This window comes from Streptomyces albofaciens JCM 4342 (genome assembly GCF_008634025.1).
Taxonomy (GTDB): Bacteria; Actinomycetota; Actinomycetes; order Streptomycetales; family Streptomycetaceae; genus Streptomyces; species Streptomyces albofaciens.
Map to the genome: position 1 here is coordinate 3,322,384 of NZ_PDCM01000001.1, position 21,250 is coordinate 3,343,633.

At 70.8% G+C, this 21,250-nt stretch carries 20 protein-coding genes; 17 read left to right on the forward strand and 3 right to left on the reverse strand.

All coding sequences use genetic code 11. From position 1 onward, the window contains the following. Window positions 1-171 precede the first annotated feature (171 nt). From CP973_RS14965 to nusB, 4 genes are all read left to right on the forward strand, one after another. Window positions 172-1,011 (forward strand): Pro-rich N-terminal domain-containing protein, encoded by an 840-nt coding sequence (locus tag CP973_RS14965; RefSeq protein WP_150240953.1) that lies wholly within the window; start codon window positions 172-174, stop codon window positions 1,009-1,011. Window positions 1,012-1,643: 632 nt separating this feature from the next. Further along, a complete protein-coding gene (locus CP973_RS14970) occupies window positions 1,644-2,750 on the forward strand; it encodes an aminopeptidase P family protein (RefSeq protein WP_150240955.1) in 1,107 nt (368 codons plus the stop codon). A gap of 68 nt (window positions 2,751-2,818) precedes the next feature. Further along, window positions 2,819-3,385, forward strand: coding sequence for an elongation factor P (efp, locus tag CP973_RS14975; RefSeq protein ID WP_053695548.1), 567 nt, complete (start codon window positions 2,819-2,821; stop codon window positions 3,383-3,385). A gap of 2 nt (window positions 3,386-3,387) precedes the next feature. Continuing rightward, entirely contained in the window at window positions 3,388-3,822 is a 435-nt protein-coding gene (gene nusB / locus CP973_RS14980) for a transcription antitermination factor NusB (RefSeq protein ID WP_150240957.1), read from the forward strand. Window positions 3,823-3,989: 167 nt separating this feature from the next. Here the strand turns inward: nusB and bldD are convergent, their stop codons facing one another. Further along, window positions 3,990-4,490 carry a transcriptional regulator BldD gene (gene bldD / locus CP973_RS14985; protein WP_150240959.1) on the reverse strand — a complete coding sequence of 167 codons (501 nt, stop codon included), beginning with the start codon at window positions 4,488-4,490 and terminating at the stop codon, window positions 3,990-3,992. Between the two features lie 220 nt (window positions 4,491-4,710). Between bldD and pyrR the strand changes: the two genes are divergently transcribed. From pyrR to metK, 13 genes are all read left to right on the forward strand, one after another. Continuing rightward, complete coding sequence (gene pyrR, locus CP973_RS14990; RefSeq protein WP_150240961.1) at window positions 4,711-5,286, forward strand: bifunctional pyr operon transcriptional regulator/uracil phosphoribosyltransferase PyrR; 576 nt, start codon at window positions 4,711-4,713, stop codon at window positions 5,284-5,286. 94 nt (window positions 5,287-5,380) lie between these two features. Next, entirely contained in the window at window positions 5,381-6,367 is a 987-nt protein-coding gene (locus tag CP973_RS14995) for an aspartate carbamoyltransferase catalytic subunit (protein ID WP_150240963.1), read from the forward strand. Continuing rightward, on the forward strand, window positions 6,367-7,656 hold the full coding sequence (locus tag CP973_RS15000; protein ID WP_150240965.1) for a dihydroorotase: 1,290 nt from the start codon (window positions 6,367-6,369) through the stop codon (window positions 7,654-7,656). The genes CP973_RS14995 and CP973_RS15000 overlap by 1 nt, the downstream gene beginning before the upstream one ends. Continuing rightward, window positions 7,653-8,243, forward strand: a complete 591-nt coding sequence (locus tag CP973_RS15005; protein WP_150240967.1) for a PH-like domain-containing protein — start codon at window positions 7,653-7,655, stop codon at window positions 8,241-8,243. The genes CP973_RS15000 and CP973_RS15005 overlap by 4 nt, the downstream gene beginning before the upstream one ends. Further along, a complete protein-coding gene (carA, locus tag CP973_RS15010) occupies window positions 8,240-9,406 on the forward strand; it encodes a glutamine-hydrolyzing carbamoyl-phosphate synthase small subunit (RefSeq protein WP_150240969.1) in 1,167 nt (388 codons plus the stop codon). The genes CP973_RS15005 and carA overlap by 4 nt, the downstream gene beginning before the upstream one ends. Then, entirely contained in the window at window positions 9,399-12,710 is a 3,312-nt protein-coding gene (carB, locus tag CP973_RS15015; protein WP_150240971.1) for a carbamoyl-phosphate synthase large subunit, read from the forward strand. Before carA ends, carB begins: the two co-directional genes overlap by 8 nt. A gap of 96 nt (window positions 12,711-12,806) precedes the next feature. Then, window positions 12,807-13,919, forward strand: coding sequence for a quinone-dependent dihydroorotate dehydrogenase (locus tag CP973_RS15020; protein WP_150240973.1), 1,113 nt, complete (start codon window positions 12,807-12,809; stop codon window positions 13,917-13,919). Further along, window positions 13,916-14,773, forward strand: a complete 858-nt coding sequence (pyrF, locus tag CP973_RS15025) for an orotidine-5'-phosphate decarboxylase (RefSeq protein WP_150240975.1) — start codon at window positions 13,916-13,918, stop codon at window positions 14,771-14,773. The genes CP973_RS15020 and pyrF overlap by 4 nt, the downstream gene beginning before the upstream one ends. Before the next feature lie 192 nt (window positions 14,774-14,965). Then, window positions 14,966-15,289, forward strand: coding sequence for an integration host factor (locus CP973_RS15030; RefSeq protein ID WP_003982717.1), 324 nt, complete (start codon window positions 14,966-14,968; stop codon window positions 15,287-15,289). Window positions 15,290-15,327: 38 nt separating this feature from the next. Next, window positions 15,328-15,921 carry a guanylate kinase gene (gene gmk / locus CP973_RS15035; protein WP_050506274.1) on the forward strand — a complete coding sequence of 198 codons (594 nt, stop codon included), beginning with the start codon at window positions 15,328-15,330 and terminating at the stop codon, window positions 15,919-15,921. Window positions 15,922-15,960: 39 nt separating this feature from the next. Next, window positions 15,961-16,233, forward strand: coding sequence for a DNA-directed RNA polymerase subunit omega (gene rpoZ / locus CP973_RS15040; RefSeq protein WP_003982715.1), 273 nt, complete (start codon window positions 15,961-15,963; stop codon window positions 16,231-16,233). Window positions 16,234-16,404: 171 nt separating this feature from the next. Then, window positions 16,405-17,784 carry a bifunctional phosphopantothenoylcysteine decarboxylase/phosphopantothenate--cysteine ligase CoaBC gene (coaBC, locus tag CP973_RS15050; RefSeq protein WP_244409496.1) on the forward strand — a complete coding sequence of 460 codons (1,380 nt, stop codon included), beginning with the start codon at window positions 16,405-16,407 and terminating at the stop codon, window positions 17,782-17,784. A gap of 204 nt (window positions 17,785-17,988) precedes the next feature. Next, window positions 17,989-19,197 carry a methionine adenosyltransferase gene (gene metK, locus CP973_RS15055; RefSeq protein WP_150240977.1) on the forward strand — a complete coding sequence of 403 codons (1,209 nt, stop codon included), beginning with the start codon at window positions 17,989-17,991 and terminating at the stop codon, window positions 19,195-19,197. A gap of 162 nt (window positions 19,198-19,359) precedes the next feature. Here the strand turns inward: metK and CP973_RS15060 are convergent, their stop codons facing one another. Continuing rightward, complete coding sequence (locus CP973_RS15060) at window positions 19,360-19,878, reverse strand: Pycsar system effector family protein (protein WP_150240979.1); 519 nt, start codon at window positions 19,876-19,878, stop codon at window positions 19,360-19,362. Window positions 19,879-19,973: 95 nt separating this feature from the next. Continuing rightward, window positions 19,974-21,200, reverse strand: a complete 1,227-nt coding sequence (locus CP973_RS15065) for a DUF4407 domain-containing protein (RefSeq protein WP_244409854.1) — start codon at window positions 21,198-21,200, stop codon at window positions 19,974-19,976. Between the last annotated feature and the right edge of the window lie 50 nt (window positions 21,201-21,250).

Sequence of the window (21,250 nt, forward strand, 5' to 3'; positions counted from 1 at the left end):
GTCACCTTCTGCGGGTACCGTTCGCCGGACAACCACATCGGCCCACCCGGGCCGGACGCCCGGCGCGCCGGACACGTGAGCACCGTACGGACGACAGCCCCGTTCCGTACCGCGAGCGCCGCGCACGCGGGCGGCCCACGAGATCGACCGCACGAGACGGAGAGCCACCGGATGCAGCACGCAGTGGGGGCGCCGCTGCCACCGCCTCACGGACCGGTGCCGGGGCCCGTGGCCGCGCTGAGCTGGACCCCGGGCCATCCCGTACCGCCGCAGCAGCCACCGGCCGCGCCGCCCGCGCCGGGCTGGCCCGCGGCCCCGCCGCCCACCGCCCCGCCGCACGGCGCGCCGACCGCGCCGCCCCCCGCCGAGGCCACCGGGCACGTCCAGCTCCCGCCCGGCGCGCCCGTGGCGCTGCCCAGCCCGCCCGCCGGCGCCTCCGCGCAGGACGCCGCGCACGCCGCCGTCGCGGTGCTGCTCATCGGCCCGGCCGGGGCCGGCAAGACCAGCGTCGCCCGGCACTGGGCCGACACCCGCCGGGTGCCCACCGCGCACATCAGCCTGGACGACGTGCGCGAATGGGTACGGTCCGGGTTCGCCGACCCGCAGACCGGCTGGAACGACCACTCCGAGGCGCAGTACCGCCTCGCCCGCCGTACCTGCGGCTTCGCCGCCCGCAACTTCCTCGCCAACGGCATCTCCTGCATCCTGGACGACGCCGTCTTCCCGGACCGCCCGGTCATCGGCCTCGGCGGCTGGAAACGCCATGTGGGCCCCGGCCTGCTGCCGATCGTGCTGCTGCCCGGCCTGGAGATAGTCCTGGAGCGCAACGCCCGCCGCACGGGCAACCGCCGCCTGTCCGACGAGGAGGTGGCCCGGATACACGGCCGGATGGCGGGCTGGTACGGCTCCGGCCTGCCGATCATCGACAACTCCGCGCAGGACGTACCCACCACGGCCCGTCTGCTGGACGACGTGGTGGCCCGGAGTATCGCGAGTCCGCCCAGCTGGTAGCTGACAGTTTGTAGCTGGGAGCTGGGAGCTGGGAGCTGGGAGCTGGGAGCTGGGAGCTGGTAGTGGGGGCTGGTGGCAGGAGGCGGGGCGGAAGGCGGGTCGGGGGCTTGCCGTACGGGGCGTGCCGTCTTCGATGGCTGTACGGGCGCGCCGTCCCCCCTGATGCCTGTACGGCCGCCTCCGATGGCTGTACGGGCGCGCCGTCTACCGATGCCTGTACGGGCGCGCCGCCCTCAGCCTGTACGGGCGCGTTGCCCTCAGCTTGTACCGGCACGTCGCCACCAGCCTGTACGGGCGCGCCGCCCTCAGCTTGTACGGGCGCGCCGCTCCCGAGATCCACGCCCCGGACCCCCGCCCCCGAGCCCCGCGCCCCGGGGCTCCCCGAAGCCGCCGTTCCCAGATTGCGCCGATCCGGATCGCGCCGTCCCCCGGACCGCACCAGTTCCCGAATCCCACCGGCTCCCCGCGGTTCCCGCCGCCCCCTCCGGGTATCCCCCCGCCGGGGGAACGATCACGTTCGATTTGCCCCGTAGGGCCCCCGCTTTCCGCCCGCCCGCCCGCGAGCGCCCTGCGGTCCCCCGGCCGGACCCGCCCGACCGGCCGGGGGAGACCGGGGCCCGTACGCTCGGTGCATGTCCGAGCTGTACTCGGCCCGGCGTACGCGGCTGCGCGACCGCTGCGCCGCAGCCGGAAGCGCCGCGGCGCTGATCTCGCGTCCCGCCAACGTCCGCTACCTCACCGGCTGCGCTCCGCCCGGCGCGGCCCTGCTGCTCGGCCCGGCCGACGACCTGCTGCTGACCGGGGGGCCGCTGAGCGGCGATCCGTCCGAGGGGCGTCCGAGCGAGGAACTGCGGGTCTGCGAGCTGCCGACCCCGGACGGCGACCCGGTCGTGGCCGCCGCGGACGAGGCCGCGCGGGCCGGGGCCGGCTCGCTCGCCGTCGAGGAGCACCACCTGACCGTCGCCCGGCACCGCGCGCTCGCCCAGGTCGCCCCGCGGCTGCGGCTGGCCGACCTCGCCCGCGCCGTCGAGGCGCAGCGGGTGGTCAAGGACGACGACGAGATCGCCTGTCTGCGCATCGCCGCCGAGATCACCGACCAGGCCCTCGGCGAACTGCTGGAGTCGATCCTGGTCGGCCGTACGGAACGGCACCTGGCCCTGGAGCTGGAGCGCCGCCTGGTGGACCACGGCGCGGACGGCGCCGCCTTCGCCACCTCGGTCGGCACCGGCCCGAACGCGGGCCGTCCCGGGCACCTGCCCACCGACCGACGCGTCGAGGAGGGCGACTTCCTCTCCGTCAACCTGGGCGCGAACTACCGCGGTTACCGCTGCGAGATCGGCCGTACGTTCGTCATCGGCACCACGCCGGCGGACTGGCAGATCGAGCTGTACGACCTCGTTTTCGCAGCCCAGCGGGCCGGGCGGGAGGCGCTGGCACCCGGCGTGGAGTGCCGTGAGGTGGACCGCGCGGCGCGCCAGGTCCTGGTCGGCGCGGGGTACGGCGAGCGGCTCGGCGCGGGCACCGGACACGGTGTGGGCCTGGAAATCGACGAGGACCCTCGGCTGTCACCTGCGGCCATGGGTAAACTGGACGCTTGCGTGCCGGTCACCGTCGATCCAGGGGTTCATATCCCGGGACGCGGCGGCGTCCGGATCGACGACACACTCGTCGTCCGCCCCGAGGCGGACGGCGGGCCCGAGCTACTCACGATCACGACCAAGGAGCTGCTCGCGCTGTGAGCCTTGACGGGCTCGGAGCGTGCCTCTTCCGGGTCCCCACCACCTGCAGTCCAGGAGATTCCGCAACCGTGGCATCCACGAACGACCTCAAGAACGGCATGGTGCTCAAGCTCGAAGGCGGCCAGCTCTGGTCCGTCGTCGAGTTCCAGCACGTCAAGCCCGGCAAGGGCCCGGCCTTCGTCCGCACCAAGCTCAAGAACGTGCTGTCCGGCAAGGTGGTGGACAAAACCTTCAACGCCGGTGTGAAGGTCGAGACGGCCAACGTCGACAAGCGCGGCATGCAGTTCTCGTACATGGACGGCGACTACTTCGTCTTCATGGACATGGACACCTACGACCAGCTGCACATCGACCGCAAGACCGTCGGTGACGCCGCCAACTACCTGCTCGAAGGCTTCGAGGCCGTCGTGGCCCAGAACGAGGGCCAGGTGCTCTACGTCGAGCTGCCGGCCGCGGTCGAGCTGACCATCAAGGAGACCGAGCCCGGCGTCCAGGGCGACCGCTCCACCGGTGGCACCAAGCCCGCCACCCTGGAGACCGGCTACCAGATCCAGGTCCCGCTCTTCATCACGACCGGCGAGAAGATCAAGGTCGACACCCGTTCCGGTGAGTACCTCGGCCGGGTGAACAGCTAACCGTGGCCGCCCGCAACAAGGCCCGCAAGCGCGCCTTCCAGATCCTCTTCGAGGCCGACCAGCGCGGAGCCGAGGTGCAGTCCGTGCTGGCGGACTGGATGCGTCACGCCCGGACCGACCCGCGGCAGCCGCCGGTCAACGAGTACACCCTGCAACTGGTCGAGGGGTACGCGGAGCACGTCGAGCGCATCGACGAACTGCTCGGCACCTACTCCGTCGGCTGGACGCTGGACCGGATGCCGACGGTGGACCGCAACGTCCTGCGGCTCGGCGCCTACGAGCTGATCTGGGTGGACGAGACCCCGGACGCCGTGGCCATCGACGAAGCGGTGCAGCTGGCCAAGGAATTCTCCACGGACGAGTCGCCGGCCTTCGTCAACGGCCTGCTCGCCCGTCTGAAGGAACTGAAGCCGAGCCTGCGGCGCGAGGCGCGGTAAGGACGACGGTGGATCGCGGAAGGGCCCGGAGCGGGACGCTCCGGGCCCTTCGCATGTCCGCCCGCCCCGGGAGCCTGTGTCATACCCCCGGCCGTGGGCACACGAAAAACCGCCGCTCCGGAGGCCTCCGGAGCGGCGGTACGTTTCTGCAGGTGACCGCGGTACGGTCAGATGTCCTCGTGCTGCACCGCGCGGCGCGCGTCGGCGTCCAGCACGCCCCAGCTGATGAGCTGCTCGGTCAGCACGGACGGCGACTGGTCGTAGATCACCGCGAGGGTGCGCAGGTCGTCCTGGCGGATCGAGAGGACCTTGCCGTTGTAGTCGCCGCGCTGGCTCTGGATCGTGGCGGCGTAGCGCTGCAGCGGGCCGGCCTTCTCGGCGGGGACGTGGGCCAGCCGCTCCAGGTCCAGGACCAGCTTCGGCGGCGGCTCGGCGGCGCCGCCCGGGGTCGTGCCCGGCAGCAGTTCCTGCACCGGCACACCGTAGAAGTCGGCCAGCTCGGCCAGGCGCTGCACGGTCACGGCACGGTCGCCGCGCTCGTACGAGCCCACTACCACGGCCTTCCAGCGGCCCTGGGACTTCTCCTCGACACCGTGGAGGGAGAGGCCCTGCTGGGTGCGGATGGCGCGGAGCTTGGCCCCGAGCTGTTTGGCGTAATCGCTGGACATAAAGCTCCCCGGACGCTGTGTAGGCGTGCGGCGCGGCCGCGCGCTGGTAACTCACTGTGAGGTTACGCAGCGTAATTCGGCATCGTCAAGCCGAATGAGTCACACGGTGGTCCCGAAGGGGTGTTGTCGGACCTCGCCGCGGGCCCTGGTACCGTGGAGCGCGTAATTCCGACGTCCTTTAAAGTCCGTCCTGTGAGGCGGAGAAGGAGGTCCGTTCGTCATGGACGCCCCCAGCTCCAACGCTGCGCGTCCGGTCCTCGAAGGCCCGGACATCACGCGCATGCTCACCCGCATCGCCCACGAGATCGTCGAACGCGCCAAGGGCGCCGACGACGTGGTGCTCCTCGGCATCCCCACCCGCGGTGTCTTCCTCGCCCGCCGGCTGGCCGCCAAGCTCGAAGAGATCACCGGCCGCCCGGTCCCGGTCGGCTCGCTCGACATCACCATGTACCGCGACGACCTGCGCCTGGGCCCGGCCCGTGCGCTGGCCCGCACCGAGATCCCCGGTGACGGCATCGAGGGCCGGGTGGTCCTCCTCGTCGACGACGTGCTCTTCTCCGGCCGTACGATCCGTGCCGCCCTCGACGCCCTGAACGACATCGGACGCCCGCGTGCCGTGCAGCTCGCCGTCCTGGTCGACCGCGGCCACCGCGAGCTGCCGATCCGTGCCGACTATGTGGGCAAGAACCTCCCCACGTCGCTGCGGGAGACGGTCAAGGTCCTGCTCACCGAGGAGGACGGCCGGGACGCCGTGCTGCTCGGCGTGAAGCAGGCCGCCCCGGCCGGCGAGCAGTAGCACACCCCTGGACGGACCCGGTGCCACCGGGCCGCCAGTCATGCCTGCTCGACGGACATACCCGTACACCTCCATCAATCACGGAGAAAACCGGATGAAGCGTCATCTCATCTCGGCCGCCGACCTCACCCGCGACGATGCCGTCCTGATCCTCGACACCGCCGAGGAGATGGCCCGGGTGGCGGACCGGCCGATCAAGAAGCTCCCCACGCTGCGCGGACGCACCGTCGTCAACCTCTTCTTCGAGGACTCCACGCGTACCCGCATCTCCTTCGAGGCCGCCGCCAAGCGGCTCTCCGCGGACGTCATCAACTTCTCCGCCAAGGGCTCGTCCGTCTCCAAGGGCGAGTCCCTGAAGGACACCGCCCTGACCCTGGAGGCGATGGGCGCGGACGCCGTCGTCATCCGGCACGGCGACTCCGGCGCCCCGCACCGCCTGGCCACCTCCGGCTGGATCGGCGGCTCGGTCGTCAACGCCGGTGACGGTACGCACGAGCACCCCACCCAGGCCCTGCTGGACGCCTTCACCATGCGCCGCCACCTGACCGACGGCGCGGGCCAGGACCTCTCCGGCCGCCACATCACCATCGTCGGCGACATCCTGCACAGCCGGGTGGCCCGCTCCAACGTCCACCTGCTGACCACGCTGGGCGCCGAGGTGACGCTGGTCGCGCCGCCCACGCTGGTGCCCATCGGCGTCGAGCGGTGGCCCTGCGAGGTCAGCTACGACCTCGACGCGGTGCTGACCAAGTCGGACGCCGTCATGATGCTGCGCGTCCAGCGCGAGCGGATGAACGCCGCCTTCTTCCCCACCGAGCGGGAGTACGCCCGGCGCTACGGCCTCGACGGCGACCGGATGGGCCGGATGCCGGACCACGCGATCGTGATGCACCCCGGCCCGATGAACCGCGGCATGGAGATCACCGCCGAGGTAGCCGACTCGCCGCGCTGCACCGCCGTCGAGCAGGTGGCCAACGGCGTCAGCATCCGGATGGCCGTCCTGTACCTGCTGCTGGGCGGGAACGAACCCGCCGTCACCACCACCGTCGCCCCTGCCGCGCGTAACGAGGAGAGCAAGTGATGAGCAAGACCCTGATCCGCGGGGCGAACATCCTGGGCGGCGAGGCGCAGGACGTCCTGATCACCGACGGCGTGATCACCGCCGTCGGCGGCGACCTGGCCGGCACCGAGGACGCCACCGTCGTCGAGGCCGCGGGCCAGGTCCTGCTGCCCGGCCTGGTCGACCTGCACACCCACCTGCGCGAGCCGGGCCGCGAGGACTCCGAGACCGTGCTGACCGGCACCAAGGCCGCCGCCGTCGGCGGATTCACCGCCGTACACGCCATGGCCAACACCTTCCCCGTCGCGGACACCGCCGGCGTGGTCGAGCAGGTCTGGCGCCTGGGCAAGGAGTCCGGCTACTGCGACGTGCAGCCGGTCGGCGCCGTGACGGTCGGCCTGGAGGGCAAGCAGCTCGCCGAGCTGGGCGCCATGCACGACTCCGCCGCGGGCGTACGGGTCTTCTCCGACGACGGCAAGTGCGTGGACGACGCGGTGATCATGCGCCGCGCGCTGGAGTACGTGAAGGCCTTCGACGGCGTGATCGCCCAGCACGCCCAGGAGCCCCGGCTGACCGCCGGCGCCCAGATGAACGAGGGCATCGTCTCCGCCGAGCTGGGCCTGGCCGGCTGGCCCGCGGTGGCCGAGGAGTCGATCATCGCCCGGGACGTGCTGCTCGCCGCCCACGTCGGTTCGCGGGTGCACATCTGCCACCTGTCCACCGCGGGGTCCGTCGAGATCGTCCGCTGGGCCAAGTCCAAGGGCTGGAACGTCACCGCCGAGGTCACCCCGCACCACCTGCTGCTCACCGACGAACTCGTACGCTCGTACAACCCCGTCTACAAGGTGAACCCGCCGCTGCGCACGGAGGCCGACGTGCTCGCGCTGCGCGAGGCGCTGGCCGACGGCACGATCGACTGTGTCGCCACCGACCACGCCCCGCACCCGCACGAGGACAAGGACTGCGAGTGGGGCGCGGCCGCCATGGGCATGGTCGGCCTGGAGACGGCGCTGTCCGTCGTCCAGCACACGATGGTCGACACCGGCCTGCTCGACTGGGCCGGCGTCGCCGACCGGATGTCCTTCCGCCCCGCCGGGATCGGCCGCCTCAAGGGCCACGGCCGCCCCATCTCGCCTGGCGAGCCCGCCAACCTCACGCTGGTCGATCCGGCATACCGTGGACCCGTGGACCCCGCGGGCTTCGCCTCCCGCAGCCGCAACACGCCCTACGAGGGCCGTGAGCTGCCGGGTCGCGTGACCCACACCTTCCTGCGGGGCCGGGCAACGGTCGTGGACGGGAAACTGGCGTGACATCTTCATTCATCCAACTGGCGGCCGAGCAGAAGTCCGCCGAGGTCACCGACTGGGCCGCGCGCATCGGCTGGGTCGTCGGGCTGCTCCTGTTCATCGCGCTCCTGTACTGGCTGATGCGCGAGGGCTGGAAGTGGCGCGGCACTCTCCAGGGCGGCCTGCCCGAGCTGCCCACCGCCCCCGAGGACGCCGGTGCGCCGCGGCTGACGATGACCGGCCGCTACCACGGCTCCACCACCGCCGGGCAGTGGCTGGACCGCGTCGTCGCGCGCGGCCTGGGCACCCGCAGCCGTGCGGAGCTGACCCTGACCGACGCCGGCGTGGACGTCGTACGGCCCGGCGCGCAGGACTTCTTCGTCCCGGCCGCGGCGCTGCGCGGCGCCCGCCTGGATGCGGGCATCGCCGGCAAGGTCCTGCCCGAGGGCGGCCTGCTGGTGATCACCTGGGCGCACGGCGACCAGGAGCTCGACTCCGGCTTCCGGTCCGACCGGGCCGCCGAGCACACCGACTGGGTCGCCGCCCTGACCGACCTGATCAGCAAGAACAGCAAGAACAGCAAGACCACCGAAACGGAAGGCGCACGATGACGACCTCCACCGGGGCAGCCGTGAAGGCTCCCGCCATACTCGTCCTGGAGGACGGCCGCACCTTCCGCGGCCGTGCTTACGGGGCCGTGGGGGAGACCTTCGGCGAAGCGGTGTTCTCCACCGGCATGACCGGCTACCAGGAGACCCTGACCGACCCCTCGTACCACCGCCAGGTGGTCGTCATGACCGCCCCGCACATCGGCAACACGGGCGTCAACGACGAGGACCCGGAGTCCGCCCGCATCTGGGTGTCCGGCTTCGTCGTCCGCGACCCCGCCCGCACGCCGTCCAACTGGCGCTCGGCCCGCACCCTCGACGACGAACTGGCCGCCCAGGGCGTCGTCGGCATCAGCGGCATCGACACCCGCGCGCTCACCCGCCACCTGCGCGAGCGCGGCGCGATGCGCGTCGGCATCTTCTCCGGCCCGTCGCTCGACGGCCCGGCCGGCACCGGCCCCGCCGACGAGGCGGCGCTGCTCGCCAAGGTGCAGTCGGCCCCGCAGATGAAGGGCGCCGACCTGTCCGCCGAGGTGGCCACCAAGGAGGCGTACGTGGTTCCCGCGCAGGGCACCAAGCGCTTCACGGTCGCCGCGGTCGACCTGGGCATCAAGGGCATGACCCCGTACCGCATGGCCGAGCGCGGCATCGAGGTGCACGTGCTGCCCGCCACCGCCACCGCCGAGGACGTGTACGCCGTCAACCCCGACGGTGTGTTCTTCTCCAACGGCCCGGGCGACCCGGCCACCGCCGACCACCCGGTCTCCGTCATGCGGGCGGTGCTGGAGCGCGGCACCCCGCTGTTCGGCATTTGCTTCGGCAACCAGATCCTCGGCCGCGCGCTGGGCTTCGGCACGTACAAGCTGAAGTACGGGCACCGCGGCATCAACCAGCCGGTGCAGGACCGCACGACCGGAAAGGTCGAGGTCACCGCGCACAACCACGGCTTCGCCGTGGACGCGCCGCTCGACAAGGTCTCCGAGACCCCCTACGGGCGCGCCGAGGTCTCCCACGTCTGTCTGAACGACAACGTGGTGGAGGGGCTCCAGCTCCTCGACCGGCCGGCCTTCAGCGTCCAGTACCACCCCGAGGCCGCCGCGGGCCCGCACGACGCGGCCTACCTGTTCGACCGCTTCGTCCAGCTCATGGAGGGCCAGCGTGCCTAAGCGCACCGATATCCAGTCCGTCCTGGTCATCGGCTCCGGCCCGATCGTCATCGGCCAGGCAGCCGAGTTCGACTACTCCGGCACCCAGGCGTGCCGGGTCCTGAAGGCCGAGGGCCTGCGGGTCATCCTGGTCAACTCCAACCCGGCCACGATCATGACCGACCCGGAGATCGCCGACGCCACCTACGTCGAGCCGATCACCCCGGAATTCGTCGAGAAGATCATCGCCAAGGAGCGCCCGGACGCCCTGCTGCCCACCCTGGGCGGCCAGACCGCGCTGAACACCGCGATCTCGCTGCACGAGGCCGGCACCCTGGAGCAGTACGGCGTCGAGCTGATCGGCGCCAACGTCGAGGCGATCAACAAGGGCGAGGACCGCGACCTGTTCAAGGAGGTCGTCGAGGCCGTCCGCCGCAAGATCGGCCACGGCGAGTCCGCGCGCTCCTACATCTGCCACTCCATGGACGACGTCCTCAAGGGCGTCGAGGAGCTGGGCGGCTACCCGGTCGTCGTCCGCCCGTCCTTCACCATGGGCGGCGCCGGCTCCGGCTTCGCCCACGACGAGGACGAGCTGCGCCGCATCGCCGGCCAGGGCCTGGCCCTGTCGCCGACCACCGAGGTGCTCCTGGAGGAGTCCATCCTCGGCTGGAAGGAGTACGAGCTGGAGCTGATGCGCGACAAGAACGACAACGTCGTGGTCGTCTGCTCCATCGAGAACTTCGACCCGATGGGCGTGCACACCGGCGACTCCATCACCGTCGCCCCGGCGATGACGCTCACCGACCGCGAGTACCAGACCCTGCGCGACATCGGCATCGCCGTGATCCGCGAGGTCGGCGTGGACACCGGCGGCTGCAACATCCAGTTCGCCGTCAACCCCGTCGACGGCCGGGTCATCGTCATCGAGATGAACCCGCGCGTCTCGCGCTCCTCGGCGCTCGCCTCCAAGGCCACCGGCTTCCCGATCGCGAAGATCGCCGCCCGGCTGGCCGTCGGCTACACGCTCGACGAGATCCCCAACGACATCACCGAGCAGACCCCCGCCTCCTTCGAGCCGACCCTCGACTACGTCGTGGTCAAGGTCCCGCGCTTCGCCTTCGAGAAGTTCCCGGCGGCGGACGCCCGGCTGACCACCACCATGAAGTCGGTCGGCGAGGCGATGGCCATCGGCCGCAACTTCACCGAGGCGCTCAACAAGGCGCTGCGCTCGCTGGAGAAGAAGGGCAGCCAGTTCGACTTCGCCGGCGACCCGGGCGACAAGGCGGCGCTGCTGGAGAAGGCCGAGATGCCCACCGACGGCCGGATCAACACCGTGATGCAGGCCATCCGGGCCGGCGCCACGCCCGGGGAGGTCTTCGACGCCACGAAGATCGACCCGTGGTTCGTCGACCAGCTCTTCCTGGTCAAGGAGGTGGCCGACGAGATCGCGGCCGCCGACCAGCTCGGCCCCGAGGTCCTGGCGTACGCCAAGCGGCACGGTTTCTCCGACGCCCAGATCGCCGCGATCCGCGGCCTGACGGAGCAGGTCGTCCGCGAGGTCCGGCACGCGCTCGGCGTCCGCCCGGTCTACAAGACGGTCGACACCTGCGCCGCCGAGTTCGCCGCGAAGACCCCGTACTTCTACTCGTCCTACGACGAGGAGAGCGAGGTCGCGCCGCGCGAGAAGCCCGCGGTGATCATCCTGGGCTCCGGCCCGAACCGCATCGGCCAGGGCATCGAGTTCGACTACTCCTGCGTCCACGCCTCCTTCGCCCTGTCCGACGCGGGCTACGAGACCGTCATGGTCAACTGCAACCCGGAGACCGTCTCCACCGACTACGACACCTCCGACCGCCTGTACTTCGAGCCGCTGACGCTCGAAGACGTGCTGGAGATCGTGCACGCCGAGCAGGCGGCCGGCCCGGTCGCGGGCGTCGTCGTCCAGCTCGGCGGCCAGACCCCGCTGGGCCTGGCGCAGGCGCTCAAGGACAACGGCGTACCGATCGTCGGCACCTCGCCGGAGGCCATCGACCTGGCCGAGGAGCGCGGCGCGTTCGGCCAGGTGCTGACCGAGGCGGGCCTGCCCGCCCCCAAGTACGGCACCGCCTACTCCTTCGACGAGGCCAAGGGCATCGCCGCCGAGATCGGCTACCCGGTCATGGTCCGGCCGTCCTACGTTCTCGGCGGCCGCGGCATGGAGATCGTCTACGACGAGCCCTCGCTCGCCGCCTACCTGGAGCGGCACGCCGGCCTGATCGACCAGCACCCGGTCCTCATCGACCGCTTCCTGGACGACGCCATCGAGATCGACGTGGACGCCCTCTACGACGGCCACGAGCTCTACCTCGGCGGCGTCATGGAGCACATCGAGGAAGCCGGCATCCACTCCGGCGACTCCGCCTGCGCGCTGCCGCCCATCACCCTCGGCGGCTACGACATCAAGCGGCTGCGCGCCTCCACCGAGGCCATCGCCAAGGGCGTCGGCGTGCGCGGCCTGATCAACATCCAGTTCGCGATGGCGGGCGACATCCTGTACGTGCTGGAGGCCAACCCGCGCGCCTCCCGTACGGTCCCCTTCACCTCGAAGGCGACCGCGGTGCCGCTGGCCAAGGCCGCCGCCCGCATCTCGCTGGGCGCCACCATCGCCGAGCTGCGCGCCGAGGGCATGCTGCCCAAGAGCGGCGACGGCGGCACGCTGCCGCTGGACTCGCCGATCTCCGTCAAGGAGGCCGTCATGCCCTGGTCGCGGTTCCGCGACGTCTCCGGGCAGGGCGTGGACACCGTGCTGGGCCCGGAGATGCGCTCCACCGGTGAGGTCATGGGCATCGACTCGGTCTTCGGCACGGCGTACGCCAAGTCGCAGTCCGGCGCGTACGGCGCGCTGCCCACCAAGGGCCGGGCGTTCGTCTCCGTCGCCAACCGCGACAAGCGCGCGATGATCTTCCCGGCGCGGGAGCTGGTCGCCCACGGCTTCGAGCTGCTGGCCACCTCCGGCACCGCCGAGGTGCTGCGCCGCAACGGCATCAACGCCACCGTCGTCCGCAAGAAGAGCGAGGGCGAGGGCCCCAACGGCGAGAAGACCATCGTCCAGCTCATCCACGACGGCGAGGTCGACCTGATCGTCAACACGCCGTACGGCACCGGCGGCCGCCTGGACGGCTACGACATCCGTACCGCCGCCGTCGCCCGCGCCGTGCCCTGCCTGACCACGGTCCAGGCGCTGGCCGCCGCGGTCCAGGGCATCGAGGCGATGTCCCGCGGTGACGTGGGCGTGCGGTCCCTCCAGGAACACGCGCGGCAGCTGACCGCGGCCCGCGAGGAGTAAGGGCCCTGAGGGGGACACCGGCCGCGGTGTCCCCCTCTTCACGAGCCCCGTCCCCTTCGACCCGTCCTCTCGTCCCGCGGAAGGCCCCGCCCGCTCGTGTACTCCCTCTTCTTCAAACTGATCTTCCAGCGCATGGACCCCGAGAAGGCCCACCACCTGGCCTTCCGCTGGATCCGGCTGGCCGCGCGCATCCCGGTGCTGCGCACCTTCGCCGCGGCCGTCCTGGCCCCCCGCTACAAGGAACTGCGCGTCGAGGCCCTGGGCCGCCGCATGCACGGCCCCTTCGGGCTGGCCGCCGGCTTCGACAAGAACGCCGTCGCCGTCGACGGCATGGCCATGCTGGGCTTCGACCACGTCGAGATCGGCACGGTCACCGCCGAGCCGCAGCCCGGCAACCCCAAGAAGCGCCTGTTCCGCCTCGTACCGGACCGCGCGCTCATCAACCGCATGGGCTTCAACAACGACGGTTCGGCGGCCGTGGCGGCCCGCCTGGCCGCCCGCAACCCGGTCTTCCGCACGACGCTGGGCGTCAACATCGGCAAGACCAAGGTCGTACCCGAGGACGCGGCGATCGCCGACTACGTGACCTCCACGGAGCGCCTGGCCGCCCACGCCGACTACCTGGTCGTCAACGTCTCCTCGCCGAACACCCCCGGCCTGCGCGACCTCCAGGCCGTCGACCACCTGCGCCCGCTGCTCAGCGCGGTCCGCGAGGCGGCCGACCGCACCGTCACCGGGCGGCGCGTCCCGCTGCTGGTCAAGATCGCGCCGGACCTCGCCGACGAGGACGTGGACGCGGTCGCCGACCTCGCCGTGGAACTGGGCCTGGACGGCATCATCGCCACCAACACCACCATCGCCCGCGACGGCCTGGGCCTGGCCTCCGACCCGGCCCTGGTCCGGGAGACCGGCGGGCTGTCCGGCGCCCCGGTCAAGGCACGCTCCCTGGAGGTGCTGCGGCGGCTGTACGCCCGTGTCGGCGACCGGGTCACCCTGATCGGCGTCGGCGGCATCGCGACCGCCGAGGACGCCTGGCAGCGCATCCTCGCCGGTGCCACCCTGGTGCAGGGCTACAGCGCCTTCATCTACGAGGGCCCGTTCTACGCCCGCGCCATCCACAAGGGCCTCGCCGCGCGCCTGCGCAACAGCCCGTACGCCACCCTCGCCGACGCGGTCGGCGCCGAGCACAAGAAGGTGACCTCCCCGTGAGCCAGGAACCTTTCGGCGCCCGCCTGCGGGCCGCCATGGACGCCCGGGGCCCCCTCTGCGTCGGCATCGACCCGCACGCCTCGCTGCTGGCCGACTGGGGCCTGGACGACGACGTGGCGGGCCTGGCGGCCTTCTCGCGCACCGTCGTCGAGGCGCTGGCCGACCGCGTCGCCGTCCTCAAGCCGCAGTCCGCCTTCTTCGAGCGCTTCGGCTCGCGCGGCATCGCCGTCCTGGAGGAGACCGTCGCGGCGGCCCGCGAGGCCGGTGCCCTGGTCCTGATGGACGCCAAGCGCGGCGACATCGGTTCCACCATGGCCGCGTACGCCGCCACCTACCTCCACCCGGCCTCGCCGCTGTTCTCGGACGCGGTCACGGTCAGCCCGTACCTGGGCTTCGGCTCGCTCGCCCCGGCCGTCGACCTGGCCCGCGAGCACGGCTGCGGCCTGTTCGCGCTCGCGCTGACCTCGAACCCCGAGGGCCAGGAGGTCCAGCACGCGGTACGGGCCGACGGCCGCAGCGTCGCCGCGACCGTACTCGGTCATCTCAAGGCGGCGAACGCCGAGGCCGCCGCCCGGGGCGAGCTGGGCTCGTACGGGGCCGTCGTCGGGGCCACCCTCGGCGACCTGTCCGCGTACGACCTGGCCATCGGCGGGCCGCTGCTCGCACCCGGCATCGGAGCCCAGGGCGCGGCCCCCGCGGACCTCCCGCGCGTCTTCGGGGACGCGGTCCGGGACGTCGTGCCGAGCGTCAGCCGGGGGGTGCTGCGGCACGGTCCGGACGTCGCCGCACTTCGCGAGGCCGCCCTCCGATGTGCCGACGAGGTGCGGACAGCGGTCGAACGGCGAGGACTTTAGTCCCGATTTGTCCTGGTCAGCTGAGTCTGACCAGGACTTTTCGTCTGTTCTCGCTGACTCCGAGCGCCTTGGCCGCTAGTCTCCGACGAGAGCAGTGCACGTAAGCGCGTTGCTCGTTGCCCCGCAGGTGCGGGGCGACTAGGTTCCACACCGGTCCGTATCCGACAGTTCGACATCCGAGGTGACGTAGGCGTGGCTCTTCCGCCCCTTACCCCTGAACAGCGCGCAGCCGCGCTCGAGAAGGCCGCCGCGGCTCGCCGGGAGCGCGCCGAGGTCAAGAATCGGCTCAAAAATTCCGGCGCCTCCCTTCACGACGTCATCAAGCAGGGCCAGGAGAACGACGTCATCGGCAAAATGAAGGTCTCCGCCCTCCTTGAGTCCCTGCCCGGCGTGGGCAAGGTCCGCGCCAAGCAGCTCATGGAGCGGCTGGGCATCTCCGAGAGCCGCCGGGTCCGCGGTCTGGGCACGAACCAGATCGCCGCCCTGGAGCGCGAGTTCGGCGAGAAAGCCGGCTGAGTTTCCTGGCAGCGCCGGGGAACTGGAATAATCGCCCCATGGCTGCAACACCCCGGGGGACGTCCCCCGTATCCCCGGACGCCCGTCCGCGGCTGACCGTGCTCTCCGGCCCCTCCGGGGTCGGCAAGAGCACGGTCGTCGCCCATCTGCGCAAGGTTCACCCCGAGGTCTGGCTCTCGGTGTCGGCCACCACGCGCAAGCCGCGCCCCGGGGAGCGGCACGGCGTCCAGTACTTCTTCGTGGACGACGAGGAATTCGACAAGCTCGTCGCCAACGGCGAACTGCTGGAATGGGCCGAATTCGCGGGCAACCGCTACGGCACTCCCCGCAAGGCCGTCCAGGACCGCCTGGAGGCCGGGGAGCCGGTCCTGCTGGAGATCGACCTCCAGGGGGCCCGGCAGGTCCGCGAGTCCATGAAGGAGGCACAGCTGGTCTTCCTGGCCCCGCCGAGCTGGGACGAGCTGGTCCGCCGGCTCACCGGCCGCGGCACCGAGGCGCCCGAGGTCATCGAGCGCCGCCTGGCGGCCGCCAAGGTCGAGCTGGCCGCCGAGCCCGAGTTCGACGAGACCCTGGTCAACACCTCCGTCGAGGACGTCAGCCGTGAGCTGCTAGCCTTGATGAAGGTTCTTTGATCTTTACACCTGTTTACACCCCCCTTCGGAAGGCAGAGAGTGTCCTCTTCCATCACCGCGCCCGAGGGCATCATCAACCCGCCGATTGATGAGCTGCTTGAGGCCACCGACTCGAAGTACAGCCTCGTGATCTACGCCGCCAAGCGCGCCCGTCAGATCAACGCGTACTACTCGCAGCTCGGCGAGGGCCTGCTGGAGTACGTCGGCCCGCTGGTCGACACCCACGTCCACGAGAAGCCCCTGTCCATCGCGCTTCGCGAGATCAACGCGGGTCTGCTGACCTCCGAGGCCGTCGAGGGCCCGGCTCAGTGAGCATCCGGGCGTCCCGGCGTCCCGAGGACCCCGGCACGGCGTCTTGACCAAGGGCCCGGCAGCGCCGCTGCCGGGCCCTTGGTGTGTCATGGGGGAGTAACGACCGGGCCGATCCGGCCGACCGGGGTCCGCACCCCAGGGGCGGAACCCACGGAGTGGGGAGAGAACACGATGGGCAAGCCGACAGAGCCGCAGCGGGCCGCCGGGCAGGTGGACGGAGCCGAGGCGGCGGGCGGAGCTTCAGCCGGGACGGCGGGCGGCGGGGCCGCGGCGGCGGTACGGGCCGAGGCGGCAGATGGGCACGGCCCGGCGCGCCGCCCCCGGGTCGTCCTCGGGGTCAGCGGCGGCATCGCCGCCTACAAGGCGTGCGAGCTGCTGCGCCGGCTCACCGAGTCCGGGCACGACGTCCGGGTCGTGCCGACCGCGGCGTCCCTGCACTTCGTCGGCGAGGCCACCTGGTCCGCGCTGTCCGGCAACCCGGCCGCCACCGAGGTGTGGGAGACGGTCCACGAGGTCCCGCACGTCCGCATCGGCCAGTCCGCCGACCTGGTCGTGGTGGCCCCCTGTACCGCCGACATGCTGGCCAAGGCCGCCCACGGCCTGGCCGACGACCTGCTGACCAACACCCTCCTCACCGCGCGCTGTCCGGTGGTCTTCGCCCCGGCGATGCACACCGAGATGTGGGAGCACCCCGCCACCCAGGAGAACGTCGCCACGCTGCGCCGCCGCGGCGCCATCGTCATCGAGCCCGCCGTCGGGCGGCTGACCGGCGTGGACACCGGCAAGGGCCGCTTCCCCGACCCGTCCGAGATCTTCGAGACCTGCCGCCGCGTCCTGGCCCGCGGCCCGCTCGGCCTGACACAGGACCTCGCGGGCCGGCACGTCGTCATCAGCGCCGGCGGCACCCGCGAGCCCCTGGACCCGGTCCGCTACCTGGGCAACCGTTCCTCCGGCAAGCAGGGGTACGCGCTCGCCCGCACCGCCGTGGCCCGCGGCGCCCGCGTCACCCTCGTCGCCGGCAACAGTGAGCTGCCGGACCCGGCCGGGGTGGACGTGGTGCACATCGGTACGGCCGTCCAACTGCGCGAAGCCGTGCTGGAGGCGGCGGCGGACGCCGACGCGGTGGTCATGGCGGCCGCCGTGGCCGATTTCCGCCCCGCCGCGTACGCCACCGGAAAGATCAAGAAGAAGGACGGCCAGGAGCCCGAGCCGGTGGCCCTCGTCCGCAATCCGGACATCCTCGCCGAGATCTCCGCGGACCGCCCCCGCCCCGGCCAGGTGATCGTCGGCTTCGCCGCCGAAACCGACGACGTCCTCGCCAACGGACGCTCGAAACTCACTCGAAAGGGTTGTGATCTGCTGGTCGTCAACGAGGTCGGCGACCACAAGGCGTTCGGCTCGGCGGAGAACGAGGCGGTGATCCTGGCCGCCGACGGCGCCGAGACACCCGTACCGTACGGACCGAAGGAGGCCCTCGCCGACACGGTCTGGGACCTCGTGGCGCCCCGTCTGACCGCCCCGCAGCCCCCTTCCACCCCTCCCACCTCATGATCGGGACCCGCCGGCCCGGGCCCCGCCGGAACGAGATCTTCCTCTCCCCGGCACGGTGTCCCAGGTCACGGCGGGTCCAGAAATCGAGACTGCGTGCCCGAACGCCTCTCATGACCGATAAACTGGCCGCGGATCGTGCCGAGCGCAGCTCTCGGCCCTTCCGCCAATGATCAGCCAGCAGCCGCTGCAACCCCAGGGAGCGATGTGTCCCGCCGCCTGTTCACCTCGGAGTCCGTGACCGAGGGTCACCCCGACAAGATCGCTGACCAGATCAGCGACACCATCCTCGACGCCCTCCTGAAGGAGGACCCGGCCTCCCGGGTCGCCGTCGAGACGTTGATCACCACCGGCCTGGTCCACGTGGCCGGCGAGGTGACGACGAAGGCGTACGCCGACATCCCCAACCTCGTACGCAACAAGATCCTCGAAATCGGCTACGACTCGTCGAAGAAGGGCTTCGACGGCGCCTCCTGCGGCGTCTCGGTCTCCATCGGCGCGCAGTCCCCGGACATCGCCCAGGGTGTCGACACCGCCTACGAGAAGCGCGTCGAGGGCGACGAGGACGAGCTGGACAAGCAGGGCGCGGGCGACCAGGGCCTGATGTTCGGCTACGCCTGCGACGAGACCCCGGAGCTGATGCCGCTCCCGATCCACCTCGCGCACCGCCTGTCCCGGCGCCTGTCCGAGGTCCGCAAGAACGGCACCATCCCGTACCTGCGCCCCGACGGCAAGACCCAGGTCACCATCGAGTACGACGGCCACAAGGCCGTCCGCCTCGACACCGTCGTCGTCTCCTCCCAGCACGCCTCGGACATCGACCTGGATTCCCTGCTGGCTCCCGACATCCGGGAGTTCGTCGTCGAGCACGTCCTCAACCAGCTCGTCGAGGACGGCATCAAGCTGGACACCGACGGCTACCGCCTCCTGGTCAACCCCACCGGCCGCTTCGAGATCGGCGGCCCGATGGGCGACGCCGGCCTGACCGGCCGCAAGATCATCATCGACACCTACGGCGGCATGTCCCGCCACGGCGGCGGCGCCTTCTCCGGCAAGGACCCGTCCAAGGTCGACCGCTCCGCCGCCTACGCCATGCGCTGGGTCGCCAAGAACGTCGTAGCGGCCGGGCTGGCCGCCCGCTGCGAGGTCCAGGTCGCCTACGCCATCGGCAAGGCCGAGCCGGTCGGCCTCTTCGTCGAGACCTTCGGCACCGCCACCGTCGACGTCGAAAAGATCGAAACCGCCATCACCGAGGTCTTCGACCTCCGCCCGGCCGCTATCATCCGCGACCTCGACCTCCTCCGCCCCATCTACTCTCAGACCGCCGCATACGGCCACTTCGGCCGCGAGCTGGAGGACTTCACCTGGGAGCGGACGGACCGGGTGGAGGCGCTCAAGAAGGCTGCGGGGCTGTAGACGTCCGCCCACGCTGTGAGGCTCCGGCCCCGGCCCGCTTCGGCGGGGCGGGGCCGGAGCTTTTTGGGGAGCGGACGTCTTCCTCTCACCCGTCATCAGTTCGGACGGGGAGCAGAGACCATCGAGTCCGGACAGGCTCTGCGCCAGGTCACGTCCATATCGTCAACGTAACGAGATCCCAAGCAGAATCCCGGCCGTGGTCAAGAGCAAGAACACGCCGATCCAGATTATGGCGCGTCGGATGCACCGGTATTTCAGGATGACCAGCACGGACAACACTGCGAATTGATTCACGTCCCGCTCCCTGGGATCTGTTTGCCGCATCCTGGTGCTCAGTTCCCGCACGGATGTACCGGACGCCACGTCACCGAAGTAGTAGGTGCGGTCCCGGCGACCGGTTCCCGTACGCGGGACGATGGCAAGTCCCAGCAACAGGAATGACGGTGCGGCGGCCGCGCAGCCGGCCCAGAAAAGCGACTGGGCGCTCGCGGCATAGGTCAATGGCATCACGCCGCCTGCACCGATTGCGCCGACCAGGGCGGTCAGGGCCATGCCCAGGACGGTCAGAACCACATTGGCCTTGTGGTCCGCCTTCAACAATTCCTCACGTGTTTCGGACAGCAGTGTCCGGGCGAGACGGGTTCCGTTTTCGGCTCTTTCCTCTCCGCTAAGTGCAACCACACCGTTTCCCTCCCTGTGAACGTGCAATGACAGGAGCACTGAGCAACACGTATGCACCTGATGCCCGCTGAAAATCCGTCGGGCCCGGCGGGGGATCAGGCTGAAGAAGCGCGCCGCATCTCGTCCTCCAGCGCGTTCACTGCCTGGCTGACCCGGATGTGCATGGCCGCCACGTGCTCGCGACGGTCAGCGTCGATCTCGGCCTTCCGCCGCCTGACCCGGTCTTCGCACTCCTCACGAACGATCTCCGAGGACGCCATGGCCTGTCGCTCGGCCGTCCGTACGGCTTCCTCATGGACCGTCACCGCGCTCTGGCTCCTGGCGGACAGCAAACGGTCGTAACTGTTCTCACTGCTGAGCAGCTTGGCGAGAACCGGTAGGACATCGACGAAGATGAAAAGGAGCCGCACCACCCAGACTCCGGTCAGCAGTGTGGCATTCTTGCCGGCGAGTTCTTCCAGTGCCTGCATGCGCTCCAGGACGCCGATGCCACGCTGCTTCGCGCGTTCTTGGGCGACCCGCCGAGCGATTTCTTTGTCACGGGCTTTGAGGAAAGCGTCCCGCGAGTCGGCCAGTCGGCCGCCACCGTCTTTGATCTGCTTGTACATCTCCGCCAGCCGTCGCTCGTTGGCGACCGTATCGTGCGCGCTCCGATAGTCCCTGGCCTTCTCGCGCAACCGCAGGCACTCCGACGTCCGCTGCAGGAGCCCGGTGCGCATGTCGCGGATCAGCCGTCGGCACTCGTCCCGGACCTGGGCATCGAGCCTTTCCAGGCGGTTGGTGTCCCGGTCGACCCGCTTCTGGAGCATGGCCGCGTCCTTGCGCAGTGTGTTGATCGCGTCGTACCCACTCGCTGGTGATGCGCCGAACGAGAGCAGATGGTCTGCGCAGTCCGCCGGTCGACTCCGGCTCGGTTGCGACGGGTCGGTGTTGCACCGCAGCAGATCGCTGCGCAAGCGGTCCACCGCTGCGTGCCGCTGGTCCCGCACATGCTCCTCCACCGCGGTCTGGAAGACGCGGAGAACCAGCGGCTCGGCCACCACGGTTCCCAGAAAGAAAGCGATGAGCAGTCGCAGTAGGAGCGGAGCCGTACGCCGCTTGAGGTTGGGCTGCGGAGCGATCAGCCAGCGGTCCAGGTTCAGTACGAACAGCATCCACAGCGCCGCGGGCAGCAACGCCAGAAAGGTGCCTTCACCGATTGCCTCGTTGGCGAAGTTCCACATCGAGAAGGCGGCGATGACGGAGGTGCCCAGCACGACACCCCCCAGCGCCGTGTACTTGCTGCGCTCGTGCCAGACCCAGGCGAGCAGTTCTTCATCCACACCGGTCAAAGCCCGCAACCTACGGGAAATCCGATCGTGAACCCGCTGGG